This is a genomic window from Kitasatospora dryopteridis (assembly GCF_050749075.1).
In the GTDB taxonomy this organism is placed as follows: Bacteria; Actinomycetota; Actinomycetes; order Streptomycetales; family Streptomycetaceae; genus Kitasatospora.
Map to the genome: position 1 here is coordinate 6,786,928 of NZ_CP192749.1, position 12,337 is coordinate 6,799,264.

14 protein-coding genes are annotated in these 12,337 nt (G+C 72.0%); 4 read left to right on the plus strand and 10 right to left on the minus strand.

Annotated features, from left to right (window positions below):
* Positions 1-71 precede the first annotated feature (71 nt).
* Both ACQ614_RS30680 and ACQ614_RS30685 read left to right on the plus strand, forming a co-directional pair.
* Positions 72-1,094, plus strand: coding sequence for an alpha/beta hydrolase (locus ACQ614_RS30680; protein ID WP_431682175.1), 1,023 nt, complete (start codon positions 72-74; stop codon positions 1,092-1,094).
* 109 nt (positions 1,095-1,203) lie between these two features.
* Entirely contained in the window at positions 1,204-2,163 is a 960-nt protein-coding gene (locus ACQ614_RS30685; protein ID WP_431682176.1) for a pirin family protein, read from the plus strand.
* Positions 2,164-2,498: 335 nt separating this feature from the next.
* Here ACQ614_RS30685 and ACQ614_RS30690 read toward each other — a convergent pair whose 3' ends face one another.
* The 6 genes from ACQ614_RS30690 to ACQ614_RS30715 form a co-directional block, all read right to left on the minus strand.
* Positions 2,499-2,981, minus strand: coding sequence for a hypothetical protein (locus ACQ614_RS30690; protein WP_431682177.1), 483 nt, complete (start codon positions 2,979-2,981; stop codon positions 2,499-2,501).
* Positions 2,982-3,822: 841 nt separating this feature from the next.
* Complete coding sequence (locus tag ACQ614_RS30695) at positions 3,823-4,254, minus strand: YkvA family protein (RefSeq protein WP_431682178.1); 432 nt, start codon at positions 4,252-4,254, stop codon at positions 3,823-3,825.
* Between the two features lie 5 nt (positions 4,255-4,259).
* Complete coding sequence (locus tag ACQ614_RS30700) at positions 4,260-4,883, minus strand: Chromate resistance protein ChrB (RefSeq protein WP_431682179.1); 624 nt, start codon at positions 4,881-4,883, stop codon at positions 4,260-4,262.
* A gap of 182 nt (positions 4,884-5,065) precedes the next feature.
* Positions 5,066-5,596 carry a COG4315 family predicted lipoprotein gene (locus ACQ614_RS30705; protein WP_431682180.1) on the minus strand — a complete coding sequence of 177 codons (531 nt, stop codon included), beginning with the start codon at positions 5,594-5,596 and terminating at the stop codon, positions 5,066-5,068.
* A 130-nt stretch (positions 5,597-5,726) separates the two neighbouring features.
* On the minus strand, positions 5,727-6,302 hold the full coding sequence (locus ACQ614_RS30710; RefSeq protein WP_431682181.1) for a DUF6529 family protein: 576 nt from the start codon (positions 6,300-6,302) through the stop codon (positions 5,727-5,729).
* A 30-nt stretch (positions 6,303-6,332) separates the two neighbouring features.
* Positions 6,333-7,406, minus strand: a complete 1,074-nt coding sequence (locus ACQ614_RS30715) for a hypothetical protein (RefSeq protein WP_431682182.1) — start codon at positions 7,404-7,406, stop codon at positions 6,333-6,335.
* Positions 7,407-7,779: 373 nt separating this feature from the next.
* Here ACQ614_RS30715 and ACQ614_RS30720 point away from each other — a divergent pair, with 373 nt between their 5' ends.
* Positions 7,780-9,018: an IS256 family transposase gene (locus ACQ614_RS30720; RefSeq protein ID WP_431676069.1), complete on the plus strand. Its 1,239-nt coding sequence runs from the start codon at positions 7,780-7,782 to the stop codon at positions 9,016-9,018.
* Positions 9,019-9,640: 622 nt separating this feature from the next.
* Here ACQ614_RS30720 and ACQ614_RS30725 read toward each other — a convergent pair.
* From ACQ614_RS30725 to ACQ614_RS30735, 3 genes are all read right to left on the minus strand, one after another.
* Complete coding sequence (locus ACQ614_RS30725; RefSeq protein ID WP_431682183.1) at positions 9,641-9,868, minus strand: hypothetical protein; 228 nt, start codon at positions 9,866-9,868, stop codon at positions 9,641-9,643.
* Between the two features lie 316 nt (positions 9,869-10,184).
* The gene (locus tag ACQ614_RS30730; RefSeq protein WP_431682184.1) at positions 10,185-10,511 is read right to left on the minus strand and encodes a hypothetical protein; all 327 of its coding nucleotides are present in this window, start codon (positions 10,509-10,511) and stop codon (positions 10,185-10,187) included.
* Between the two features lie 30 nt (positions 10,512-10,541).
* Positions 10,542-11,141 (minus strand): hypothetical protein, encoded by a 600-nt coding sequence (locus tag ACQ614_RS30735; protein ID WP_431682185.1) that lies wholly within the window; start codon positions 11,139-11,141, stop codon positions 10,542-10,544.
* Here ACQ614_RS30735 and ACQ614_RS30740 point away from each other — a divergent pair.
* The gene (locus ACQ614_RS30740) at positions 11,103-12,074 is read left to right on the plus strand and encodes a hypothetical protein (protein ID WP_431682186.1); all 972 of its coding nucleotides are present in this window, start codon (positions 11,103-11,105) and stop codon (positions 12,072-12,074) included. The two genes, ACQ614_RS30735 and ACQ614_RS30740, sit on opposite strands and share 39 nt — an antisense overlap.
* Here ACQ614_RS30740 and ACQ614_RS30745 read toward each other — a convergent pair.
* On the minus strand, positions 12,008-12,325 hold the full coding sequence (locus ACQ614_RS30745; protein WP_431682188.1) for a hypothetical protein: 318 nt from the start codon (positions 12,323-12,325) through the stop codon (positions 12,008-12,010). The two genes, ACQ614_RS30740 and ACQ614_RS30745, sit on opposite strands and share 67 nt — an antisense overlap.
* Between the last annotated feature and the right edge of the window lie 12 nt (positions 12,326-12,337).

A 12,337-nucleotide genomic window follows, 5' to 3' on the forward strand; every position in this document is an offset into this window, starting at 1 on the left:
GACCGCCCGTGGCCCTGGGCGGATCTGACGCCCCGTAGAGTAGGGGCCCAAGATCGATCGGGGGAGGGGCCTTGGGGGAGAGCGGGGACGAGCGGACGGCCGAGGCGCCGGCGCCGACCGGGACGGTGCCGCCGCAGTCCCGCAGGGCCCGCCGGACGGTGCAGGCCGAGCCGTCCGAGCCGTCCGACACGGACACGCCGGACTCCGGCCCTGCCGGGACCGGCACCGGCCGCCGCAGGTTCCTGCGTGCGCTGCTGGTGGCCGGCGTCGGCACCGCAGCCGTCGGCGGCGCCATGATCGAGGACGTCCTGCCGGGCGGGCCCCGGCTGCGCCGTGCCGCCGGCATGACCGGCCCGGACGGCACCGTGCCGGCCGCCACCCCCGGGCCCGTCCGCACCGAGCACCTCGCCTCGGCGGCCCGCGGCACCCGCGTCCAGCTGAGCATCCTCACCCCGCCCGGCACCGCCGACCCCGGCAAGCTGCCGGTCTGCCTGGCACTGCACGGCCGCGGCGGTTCGGCGGCCGGCCTGCTCGAGCTCGGGCTGCCGCAGTTCCTGGCCGCCGCCACCGGCAAGGGTGTGCCGCCCTTCCACCTGGTCGCCGTGGACGGCGGCGACGCCAGCTACTGGCACCGCCGCCGTGGCACCGACGACCCGATGGCGATGCTGCTAGACGAGGTCCCGGGCTGGCTCGCCGCCCGCGGCCTCGCCGCGCCCACCGGTGTCCTCGGCATCTCCATGGGCGGCTCCGGCGCCCTGCAGTACGCCCGTGCCCGCAACGGTGGCCTCGCCGCCGCGGCCCTGCTCAGCCCGGCCCTGTTCACCTCCTGGGGTGCGGCCCGCCCGCTCGACGCGTTCCAGGACGAGGCCGACTGGCTGGAACACGAGCCGCTGCGCCACCTGGACCGCCCGCTGACCCGGCGGCTCGCCGTCTGGTGCGGCACCGAGGACCCGTTCTGCCCGGCCGCCCGGACGCTCGCCGACCGGGCCGCGGAGACGCACTTCCCGCGCGGCGCCCACACCGACGGCTTCTGGCGGCGGGTGCTGCCGGACGCCACCGCCTTCCTCGGGCAGGCCCTCGCCCGGCAGTCCTGAGCGGCCCCTCGCCCGGCAGCCGGACCCGGTCCGGAAGGAGCCCGAACGGCCAGCCGCCGGGCGGCCGCGGCTCACGGCCGACGGCGCACGTGCGGGGGATACTCGCGGCATGAGCAACCTCGACCTCCGCCCGACGGCCGCCCGCTGCGGCGGCGAGGCTTCCGAGGGGCCGGTCAAGCAGCTGCTGACCGGCCGCCTGGTGCCGCTCGGCGAATCCACCGTCGTACGCCGACTGCTGCCCACACTCGGGCGGCGGATGGTCGGTGCCTGGTGCTTCGTCGACCACTACGGCCCGGACGACATCGCCGACGAACCCGGCATGCAGGTGCCCCCGCACCCGCACATGGGACTGCAGACCGTCAGCTGGCTCCACCAGGGCGAGGTCCTGCACCGCGACAGCCTCGGCAGCCTGCAGACCGTCCGCCCCCGCGAACTCGGCCTGATGACCTCCGGCCGCGCCATCGCCCACTCCGAGGAATCACCCCGCGAACACGCCCGCCTCCTGCACGGCGCCCAGCTCTGGGTCGCCCTCCCCGACACCCACCGCCACACCGACCCCGCCTTCGAACACCACCCCCACCTGCCCGAGATCACCGCCGCCGGCCTGCACGCCACCGTCATCCTCGGCGAGCTCGACGGCGCGACCTCCCCCGGCACCACCCACACCCCGATCGTCGGCGCCGACCTCACCCTCCACGAGGGCACCGAGCACCGACTGCCGCTCGACCCCGGCTTCGAGTACGCGGTGCTGTCGATGACCGGCGGCGTGGACGTGGACGGCGTCCGGGTGGAGCCCGGCTCGATCCTCTACCTCGGCTGCGGGCGCCGCGAACTGCCGCTGCTCGCCCGCACCGACGCCTCCGTGCTGCTGCTCGGCGGCGAGCCCTTCGAGGAACGGCTCGTCATGTGGTGGAACTTCGTCGGCCGATCCGGTGAGGAGATCGCCGAGGCCCGCGAGGCCTGGCAGGCCGGCACCCGCTTCGGCGAGGTGCACGGCTACGCCGGTGACCGCCTGCAGGCCCCGGAGTTGCCCCCGCTTCCGCTGAAACCGCGGGGGCGTGAGCGATGACCTGAGGAACCGGTACGTGGATGTCACCGCGGCCGTTCCTCGGGTGCCGACCGCAAGGGAATCGTCCGGTCGGCTGTCGGGCTCGGGCGCTGTGGCCGGGCCGCCTTCAGGGAGTCGGGGGCCGGAGGACGGAGGCGAGGGTCGCGTCGAGGGCTTCGAGGGCTTCCTCGGAGGCGAACCGACCGGCTTCGACCTGGTTGCGCCCCTGTGTTGCACAAGCGCGCGCAGGGACGGAATCGTCCCTGCGCGGAGCGGCCGGCAGCCGCTGTGCGGTTCGCCTGTGGCCTAAGGTCGCGGTTTCGCCGGTTCGGTCGATCCGAGAGCCACGTGGCCGATCAGAAGTTCTTGGTGAAGACCAGGGTTCCCCCGTTGCTGCTGCTGATGTTGACGGTGGCGCTGGTGATCGTGGCCGGTCCGGCCACGGCAGTCCACTTGCTGTTCGGGCAGGAGTTGGAGGGGGCGGTCGGGTTGACGGTGGCGGTCAGGTCGAAGCTCGCGTTGCCGTGAACCGCCTGGATGGTCTGCGGAGGCGTGGTCAGGGACCCGCTCCCCGAATGGCCGGGCACCGGCCCGGCGTCATTGCCCGGGTTGAAGCAACTGACCGGGAAGGTGAAGTTGACCGTCAGGCCGGCGACGATGAAGGTCCCCGCCCCGGCGACCTGTCCGGTCGCTCGTACGGTGTTTCCGTTCACCGTGATGGTCGGTGTCTTGTTCTGGAAGAAGTGCAGGCCGGAGGCGAGCGCGGGTGTGGCCACGCTCAGCATGAGACCGAGGAGGCCTGCGGCGAGAAGAATGAGTCGCAGTGGAATGCGGACCATGATTTCTCCCTGGCGGAGCCCTGCCTTGTAGACCTCTCAACAGGCCGGACTCCGAGGTGTGATGTTCCTCGAACACAGGGTGTTCGCGTTCGGAGGGCAAACAAGAATTACCGTCTGCGGCTACAGCCGCAGACGGGTCACTCTCCGAGGGTTCGCGTTGGTGACTCGTCAACGATCCAACGCCGTTTTGTATCAGGGGGCTTGGTGCGTTATACGCACTCGCTGCCACAAACGCTAGGCGCGCCCCTGACAAAGCGCAAGGGTTTCCCGAGAAGTAGCTTTCCTCTACGGGAACCGGGAAATTCGTCCCGCCTGGCCACATGGCGTCACAGTGATGGGTGGCGTGTGGTTGTGGTGCTGGTGGCCCCGTCACTGATGTCGCCGGGGGTGAGGATCACGTTGCCCCACAGTGGTACGGGCCTTGCAGGTGCCGGCGACGTGGGCGTCGAAGTCGAGTGGCGTGCCGACGATGGTGGGCTTTCCGTCCGGCCCCGTCCGGCACCCCTCAAGAAACGGCCACTTGACCTCCGCCGACGTGTTGCCGGCACTCGGTGCCCCGTCGGCCTGGCGCAGGAGCACTACGGGTGGTGGGCGGCCGGGCGGTGGCCCGGATCGACGATCGCCCGGTGGAGAACACGCGGTACGGCTGCTGCACCGGGCGCGGCCCTCCACGTCGGTGAAAGGGCGTCAACGCCGCAGGCGACATCACCGCCCGGGTCGAGGCGGGCGGCCCGGGCTCGGCCGAGACGTCCGACATCCTCGACCTCTGCGCCACCGACTCCTGCAGGCATGGGCCGGGGCTGCTGTCGTCGGCCGACGGGGTCTCGTACCAGGCGGAACGTCAGGGCCGGTTGCTGTCGTGGGGCGGTACCGGGGTGGGCAGGCCGGCCAGTTCGGCCAGCGCGGCGTAGCCGTCGGGTGTGCCCGGCCAGTTGCGGGCGAGCGCCTCGGTTCCTGCGCGGCATGCGGTCCAGCGCAGGGCGAGCACGGTCACGACGGCGTCGTCCGCGTAGCCGAGGACGGGGATGAAGTCCGGGACCAGGTCGATCGGCGAGGCGAGGTAGCCGAGCAGCAGCCACGGCGCGATCCGAACGCTGCGCGGCAGGGTTCGGTCGCGGGCGAGCCGCGCGGCCAGGCGCACCACGTCGGGCAGCAGCCGGGCGGCCTGGGTGACGGTCTGCTTGTCGGGCCGGGCCGGCAGCAGGGCGGCGATCAGCAGCAGCCAGGTCAGCAGGACGGCGCTGCCGACACCGATCAGGAGGTCGAGCCACATCACGCTCAGCCTTCCTCGCCGACGATCCGGAGTGTGCGGGCCCGTCCGTCGGTCGGGCCGACCGCGGAGCGGTCGGTGGTGTCGGCGGCCATGGCCGCGGCCTCGAAGGCCTCCAGCGCGCTGCGGCAGGCCTCGACCGCGTCGGCTGCGGCCTTGCGGCCGGGGGCGCCGAAGTAGTCCCGGTCGGTGATCTTCGCCATCCAGCGGTCGAAGCGTTCCAGGTCGGCCTCGGACTCCTCGACCTCCGCGTAGGTGACGCGGCCGCGGGCGGTCTCCGCCTCCAGTTCGGCGAGCAGGGCGGGGGCGCGCGCGACGACCTCGGCGTACTCGGTGTCGCGTTCGGCGTTGAACTCGGCGACCAGGTCCGCACGCTCGCCGCCGTCCGGGACGGTGATGGTCAGGCAGCGGGTCGTGCCGCCGTCCTCGCGCACCGAGGCCAGCAGGCGCCGCACCTGCTTGCGGGTGGCGTCCCGGTCGGGCAGCAGGCACACGGACTGCTGCACGTACAGCGCACCGAGCGAGCGCAGCTTGCGCCACACCCGCACCCGGGTGGAGGCGGACGCGCCGGCGGTGCTCACGCTGACCAGCAGGAACCGGTCCTCGCCCGGCAACGTCCCGTTCGATGTCATGTTACGACCGTAACAAGCACTGGTTACGGTTGCTGCGGCGACTCGGGCCGACCGCGGCCGTCGAGGCCGCACTGACGACGTAGGCCGTTCTGGCGTGTGCGGAGGCCGGAGCAGGAGGGCCAAGACGGCTGACTGGCGTGTGAATTGGTGACTTGGCGGGTCCGGCACCGGCCCTTGGGCGTTCAGTCGTTGTCGATCTTGTTGCCGCTGGGGTCGAGGACGTACCAGCCGGCGCCGAAGGCGGTGGAGCCCTCGCCGTTCGTGTCGCCGGGATTGTGGTCGCCGACGTAGTAGTAGAGCGGGTGGCCGTGGTAGGTGACCTCGGTGCGGTGGTCGGCCCGGGTGATGGTGCCGAGGTCGGCGGCGCTGACCCCGGGGCCCGGCTGCGGGGTGCCGGTGGTGGTCAGCGGGGGCCAGGCGACGGCGCAGGCACCGTCGCAGGCGGACATCGTCGGGCTGTCCTTCTCGAAGAGGTACAGCGTGCGTCCCTGGCTGTCGGTGAGAATCCTGCCGAGTTTCGAGTCGTGCACCACGACCAGGGTGCCGGTGGCGCTGGGCTGGCTGGGGGCTTGGGATCCGGGAGCCGGGGCGGAGGCAGCCGGCGGGGAGGCGGTGGCCGGTGCCGGACCGGAGTTCGAGCCGCCGCTGCCGCAGGCCGCTGCTCCCAGAGCGAGGGCGGGCAGCATCGCGGCCGCCCAGATGAGACGTCGCATGGTCGTCTCTCCTTTCGGCGGACCGCCGGCCCCGGTGCGGCGGCCGGCGAGCCGCATACCCTCCAGTACGTGGAGGAGGGTGCAGGCGTTCACCCGCGCACGGCTGGGCTCCGTGTCGGTCCGCCGGTGATCACAGGCCGGGGGCCTGGTACCCGTTCAGGAACCAGAGCGCGCCCGTGTACCACAGCACTCCGATCGCGCAGACCAGCGCGCCGCCGACGAGCGGCAGCATCCAGCCGGGCAGTCGGCGGTGTCGCACCACGATCACCTTGGCCACGAACGCGCCGTACAGCACGCATCCGGTGACCGAGTGCAGTGCCACCCGGGGGCTGCTCAGCTGCACGCCGTAGGTGACCAGACAGTGCTGGGCGATCGGCAGCGAGAGGAGGAAGACGATCAGTCCACCCAGCCGGTGGACGGTCGGGACGGGTCCTGGTGCCGGGCGGGGCGCGCCCGGCAGCCGTCCGTACATCCACAGCGCGAGCAGGAGCTGGACGAGCGCCAGGCCGAACAGCACGCTGCCCAGTTGGGCTTTCAGCTCGGTGGCGTCATTGCCCTGCCGACCGAAGAGGCGGCTGGCGTAGTCGGGCGTGTGGGTGCGGCCGTACCAGTAGAGGCCGAGCGTGACGGCCACCGGCGCGAGCATCCACAGCAGCGCCTGCCACGGCCGGCGCCGGGGCAGGTCATGGGGAACGGGTGGTCGCATCGAGGCTCCTCGGGCGGTCGGCCGGACCCCTCACCATCTGCCACAGGCCTGGGCTTCACATCCACTGGGCGCGCCGACCGGTCGGGACATCCCGACCGGCGGACGTCGGCTGCTGCACCGGGCGAGGAACCGGGCGAGGTGGCCGTGGGTGCGGGCGGCGGTGGGTCGGTCGCTCGCAGGGGCCGACGGCCAGGTGCCGGGCGGGTCGCGGTCCGGCGTCCTCGGGGGCTGCCGGGTGCCGACGAGAGGCCGGTAAGTCCGTTTCCGGTAGCGGCCTCGGCCGGGCTGGGCGAGGAAACCTTGGCGGGTGAGGCGTCCCAGGTGGCTGCGGGTGACGTTCAGGGCCGGGTCGTCGGTGGGCATGCCGAGGAGTTCGTGCAGGTCGCGGACTCGGAACACCTGGTCGGGGTGCTGGTTGAAGGCGTTCACGATGGCCTGGTGGGCGGCGGTCGACTCGGGCGGATCCGGTGCGCTCCCGGTCGGCACGAGCCCGGCGACGACCTTCCGGGTGGTGGCCAGCTCCGCGAGGTGTGCTTCGGTCTCGGTGAGGGCGGCGGTGAGGTGCTCGATCCGGCCGCGCAGTTCGTCGGCGCGGGCGTGGCCTCGTCCTGCCGGGCCCGGAGGTCGGCCAGGAGTCCGGTGACGTTCGTGCGACCGCCTGGAGGATGTCGCGCCGGTCTGGTGGGCGAAGCCGCCTGCGGCCCAGGACGAACAGAGCACCATCAGCGCCACACTGATGCCCAGCGCCGCCCGCTCCCCGGCCAGCGGGTACGGCGCACCGCCCGCTCGGACGGCCAGCAGCCGGGCCAGCAGCACCAGCAGCGCTCCGTCGATCAACAGCGGGGTGCCCATTGGGCCGGCGTCGATCACCTCGAACCCGGCGAGGAAGCCCAGCACCAACAGTGGCACGACCACCACCACCCGGCAGGTCCGACGCACGATCCGGCGGCCGCCCGCGCCGCTGCGCATCGTCCGGGTCACCAGGTGGTAGCCGACGGCGGCCAGCAGGCCGACACGCAGCAGCACGCCGGCAGGCGGGTACAGCGCGGGCGAACTGCGCAGCAGCAGGTCCTGGGTGGAGAAGCCGAGGGTCGCGGCGTCCACGCCGAAGTATTCGACCAGTAGTCGCGGCAGCCGGCCAGGCGCCAGGCTCCGCAGCCGGTGGTCTCGGACTCGGAGAAGTCCAGCTGCCGGACCTGGTTCGGGCTGGTCGGCTCGTTCGCGAAAGCGGCTTTGCGGCGTGCGGCGAGCCGGCGTCGTTCGCGCCGGCGGTTCGCCTCCAGCCGCGGGCCCTCGTCGCGCAGCAGCCGCAGTACGGTGGCCTGCGAGACGCGGCCGTGGTTGCGTCCAGGGAAGTGGTGTACGGGTTCCACCCGTTCCGGGGGTTTCGTCCCGGTAGCGGGTGTCGCCTGAGAACGTAAGACGGCCACCGGCTGATCCTTCGAGAACGACCAAGCTCTTGAAGGAGAACAGCACGATGACCGCACCTGACAGTGTGCCCTTCGCCGCCCTGCTGGAGGAGAACCTCGCCTCGGCGAGTCCCGATCTGTTGCGGGCGATGGTGAAGACGTTCGCCGAGGCGATGATGTCCGCCGACGTCGACCGCGCCTGCGGCGGCGAGTACGGACGGCCGAGCGAGGAGCGCGTCAACTCCCGCAACGGCTACCGGCATCGGGACTGGGACACCCGAGTCGGCACCATCGATCTGGCGATCCCGCGTGTCCGCTCGGGCTCGTACTTCCCCAGCTGGCTGCTGGAGCGCCGGCGCCGGGCCGAGCAGGCGCTGATCAGCGTGGTCGCGACCTGCTACCTGCTCGGCGTCTCGACGCGGCGGGTGGAGAAGCTCGCCGAGACCATGGGCGTCACCCAGCTGTCGAAGTCACAAGTGAGCGACATGGCAAAGCATTTGGACGAGCGGGTGGCCGAGTTCCGAGGCCGCCCGCTCGACCAGGGCCCCTACACGTTCGTCTGGGTCGACGCCCTGACCCAGAAGGTCCGCGAGGGCGGGAGGGTCGTCAACGTCCACTGCCTGGTCGCGGTCGGCGTCAACAACGAGGGCCAGCGCGAGGTGCTGGGCCTGGACGTCGCCTCCAGCGAGGACGGCGCCGGCTGGCTCGCCTTCCTCCGATCCCTGGTCGCCCGCGGCCTGAGCGGGGTCAAGCTGGTGGTCTCCGACGCCCACGCCGGTCTCGTCAACGCGATCGGCGCCACCCTGCCCGGCGCGTCCTGGCAGCGCTGTCGAACGCATTACGCCAGGAGCCTGCTCTCGCAGGTTCCGAAGTCCGCCCAGCCCTGGGTCGCCACCCTGCTGCGGACCGTCTTCGAACAGCCCGACGCGAAGGCCGTGCGCCAGCAGATGGCCACCGTCATCGCAGCCCTCGACGAGCGATTCCCCAAAGCCGCAGAGCACTTGGAGAGCGCCCGCGAGGACCTGCTCGCCTTCGCCGCCTTCCCCCGAACGGTCTGGAAGTCGATCTGGTCGAACAACCCGCAGGAGCGCCTGAACAAGGAGATCCGGCGCCGCACCGACGTCGTCGGGATCTTCCCCGACCGCGCCGCCATCGTCCGCCTGATCGGCGCGGTCCTGGCCGAGCAGAGCGACGAATGGGCCGAACAGCGCCGCTACATCGGATCCGAGATCCTCGGCCGCTGCCGCCTCCACCCGATCGAGGGAGAAACCCCCGACGAGACCATCACGACAGCCCTTACCGCCTAGCCTGAAACCGGATCACCGAGTGGCCGTCGATACACCACTCCGGCGGACGTGACCAAGCGTTCTTCCGTGGCGCAGCGCTCTGGCATACCCACCGAAAGTGCGGGCCGGCCCTCATCGGACTCTCTCGACGTCACGTCAACTGCGTACCAGGGGTGAGGATATAGAGCACTCGGTCAGCGTGAGCGTGTTCCTCGCGATCATCATCGTGATCCGCCTTGCCCGGTGTGGTTCGGCAGCAGCCGTATAGGGGGCCTGTGACACGGCCTCTCGCCCGCACGAGTGGGCTTCGTGGGCCGTCCAGCGATCTGTCGACGGAGAATCCTTGCCACGTCACCCCTCGCCCTCGGTCCGACCCGGGCCCTTTCGGATACGGCCCGGGTGGATGCTGACCTTCCCCGGGCCGGCAGGGTCCCACGGGCGGGCAGGCGTCCCGTGGTGCGTCCCGTTCGGGGTGGCCCGGGCAGTTCGCCACGTGACGACTCATCGTGGTCGGCTTTGCGGAAGTCTCTGTTCGACCCGCTGCCCGAGCGCCGGGGCGGGTGGGCACCGTACAGGGGCAGCCGCCCCGGGGCGAAGCGTTCGGGGCGGCTGCTGCTGCGCTGCGTGAATCCGTGTCAGGACGTCACCTGTTCTGTCCGGGCGGCGCGTGGTTCGCGGGGTTCTGGTTCTCGCTGTCCTGCGTCAACCCGCCCCCGGTGCAGCTGGGTTGCTGACCGCCCGGTTGCTGGCCGCCGTTGTTGGTGCAGGACACGTCCACCTGCTGGATCTTCGCCTCGGCGGTGGCAGCCGTCCCCACACCGAGGGCGACAGCCGCTGCAGCGGCCGCCACTCCGGTGGCGACACGCCTCATCACATGCGTACTCACTTCACACCTGCCCTCCGGGACACAGCCGATGCAGGAGGAGGCTGTTGCGGCCCGCGCTGCTCCTGCACCGGGCGCAATCCCTGACCGACCGGTGCCGCGCCAGGTGCGGCGCCGGTCCGACTTCTGACGCTTCCACCGTGATGCGGTCAAGTCAACCCGCACCTGGCGGATTGTCGGCAAACGGTACCCGCGGATGGCCGGAGGTCACGGACCGGCCGCGGCCGCCGCCGACGCTCCGTGGCCGGCGGGCGGGCTCGAGCGGGGCACCGGCCCGGCGCCGGTGCGCTCGCCGGCCAGGTGGTCAGGATGCCGCCTGTCCGCGAGGGTGGGGGTGCCATGCCGCTTCGGGAATGGGACTGGGCAGCAGGGCGGCGAGCTCACCGTTCGTCACTTCGTACCAACCGGTGGGGTCACAGGTCATGTAGGCGCCCGCAGGTTCTCCCTCCGATGTGTCGGCGGTGGGCGCCGTGACGGTCCGTCGCCAGCCGAACGCCACGCCGCACGTATGCTCCGGCACCTCGAAGCCCGCCGGGGCACGGCCCACCCACACGACCACGAACACACCGAGTTCGGACGGCCTCCCGTTCTCGAAATGCCGGTAGACCCTCCCTTGTTCGAAGAACGCCATGAGCTGCGCCCCACCTTCGGCCGGCCGCGTTCAAGCACTGCCCGGACCCTCCGGCGCAAGGCGGCCTTCCGTGCGGCCCGCAACTGCGCGCGCACCGCCCGTGGTGGGCCGCCCCTGCCGCTGCACTGACGGCAGCGCGGCGGCCGCGGCGGACCGAGGACGCTCCGGGACGGTTCTCCCGGTCCAGAAGTTGAAGAGGGTCTTGGAGAACGTACCGGCGATGCTCCTCGACACGTTGTTGGTGGTGTCCGTGATCGCCACGTTGGTGTAGCTCACGTCCGCCAGCACCAGCCGCTGCCCGTTCGGGCAGCTGAAGGAACCCGCGCTGGGCGGGGTCAGGGTCAGGCTCGCCGTGATCGACCCGTTCTTGCCGGAGCTGAAGGCGCCGGAGGAGCTGACCGGCCCGTTCACCGTCGCCTTGTTCGCGGCCTGCGGGTGGTTGTTGCCGCCGTTGATGCAGGCGTAGGTGGCCGTGGCGTCGGCACTGGCCGTGTAGTTGATCGTGACCGTGTCGCCGAGGCTGGCTTCCTTGAAGTTCACGTTGAGGTTGGGACTCGACGCGGACGCGAAGGAGGCCGAGGCGGAGATGAAGTGCAGGCTGGCCGCGAAGGCCGGCCCGACGCCCAGCACCAGGGCGCCGGTGAGCGCGACGGCGCCCAGTCCGCGGCGCAGGCCGGCACCCAGGCGGCCACCCAGGTCGTCTCGCAGGACCTGACCTGCACGTTCACCAACGGCAACGGCACCAAGACGTTCCACCGCGACGGAGTGCGCGACGGCGAGCGCACCGGCACCCGGACCGGCTCGCGCGCCGGCAGCCGCGAGGGCAGCCGGGACGCCTCCCGCGAGGGCACCCGGACCGGCAATCGTTCCGGCAGCCTCGGCTACGACATCGACGTCGATGCCCGCAAGGCCAACCAGTACACCGGCCTCAAGGGCTGGAAGGGAGAGCCGTCGTACGAGGCCGGAAACGCCGACTGGAACGCCCCCACGTTCGGTGACTGGTCCTTCGGTGACTGGTCGTTCGGTGGCTGGTCGTTCGGCGACTACGCGTTCGGTGACTACGAGTTCGGCGACTACACGTTCGAACCCGTGGCCGGTGTGGACTGGGGCGCGTGGGACGCGGCTCCCGGCGAGAACCCGGACGACTGCCGCCGCAGCTCCAACGCCGACAAGATCACGGCCCTCAGCAACGTCATCACGCCCGCCGCGATCACCGACGGCCCCGTCACGGACGGCGCCGTCGTCGACGGCGCCATCACGCCCGGCAGCATCGCCGGCGGCGCGGTCACCGAGGGCGCGATCACGTACGGCGCCGCCGAGGCCGGCGCAAGGAACCCAGCGGCCCGGCCAAGCTGTTCGTCAACGGCAAGGCCCTCTGAGCAACCGCACCACAACGGCAGCCCCCGGCCCGACTCTGCGGCCGGGGCTGCGGCAGGCGAGGCGCGGTCATCGCTCGGGGCGGTCCGCCGGAGACTGGGACAGTGCCCGCGTCCGGTTCACGGTGACCGCCCAGGACCTGCCGCCCCGCCCGCCCGTGCGGGCGCCGGGGGTATGTCGCGGTAGGCGTCGGCCAGCGCGTACGCGAGGGCGGAGGCGACGGTGAGTGCGCCCCACACTCCCCAGACTCCGGTCGGCGCTCGGGCGGGAAGCAGGGCCGCGAGCGGGAGAAGGCCGGTGGCGAGCAGCGGCGGCCAGGTCCGGCGAAGGGTCTGCGGGAAGCGGTCGAAGTCCTCCCGGTGGCGCCGGGTGAGGCGAACGGCCGCCACGAGCAGTGTCGCGGCCTGGAGAGCGGTCAGGGTCCAGACGGGGAACACGGCGGCGTCCTC

What these genes read in the sequence shown, in the direction of transcription:
- ACQ614_RS30685 (WP_431682176.1), top strand. Translation starts at nt 1,204, where the DNA reads ATGAGCAACCTCGACCTCCGCCCGACGGCCGCCCGCTGCGGCGGCGAG.
- ACQ614_RS30690 (WP_431682177.1), bottom strand. Translation starts at nt 2,981, where the DNA reads ATGGTCCGCATTCCACTGCGACTCATTCTTCTCGCCGCAGGCCTCCTC.
- ACQ614_RS30695 (WP_431682178.1), bottom strand. Translation starts at nt 4,254, where the DNA reads ATGTGGCTCGACCTCCTGATCGGTGTCGGCAGCGCCGTCCTGCTGACC.
- ACQ614_RS30700 (WP_431682179.1), bottom strand. Translation starts at nt 4,883, where the DNA reads ATGACATCGAACGGGACGTTGCCGGGCGAGGACCGGTTCCTGCTGGTC.
- ACQ614_RS30705 (WP_431682180.1), bottom strand. Translation starts at nt 5,596, where the DNA reads ATGCGACGTCTCATCTGGGCGGCCGCGATGCTGCCCGCCCTCGCTCTG.
- ACQ614_RS30710 (WP_431682181.1), bottom strand. Translation starts at nt 6,302, where the DNA reads ATGCGACCACCCGTTCCCCATGACCTGCCCCGGCGCCGGCCGTGGCAG.
- ACQ614_RS30720 (WP_431676069.1), top strand. Translation starts at nt 7,780, where the DNA reads ATGACCGCACCTGACAGTGTGCCCTTCGCCGCCCTGCTGGAGGAGAAC.
- ACQ614_RS30725 (WP_431682183.1), bottom strand. Translation starts at nt 9,868, where the DNA reads ATGAGGCGTGTCGCCACCGGAGTGGCGGCCGCTGCAGCGGCTGTCGCC.
- ACQ614_RS30730 (WP_431682184.1), bottom strand. Translation starts at nt 10,511, where the DNA reads ATGGCGTTCTTCGAACAAGGGAGGGTCTACCGGCATTTCGAGAACGGG.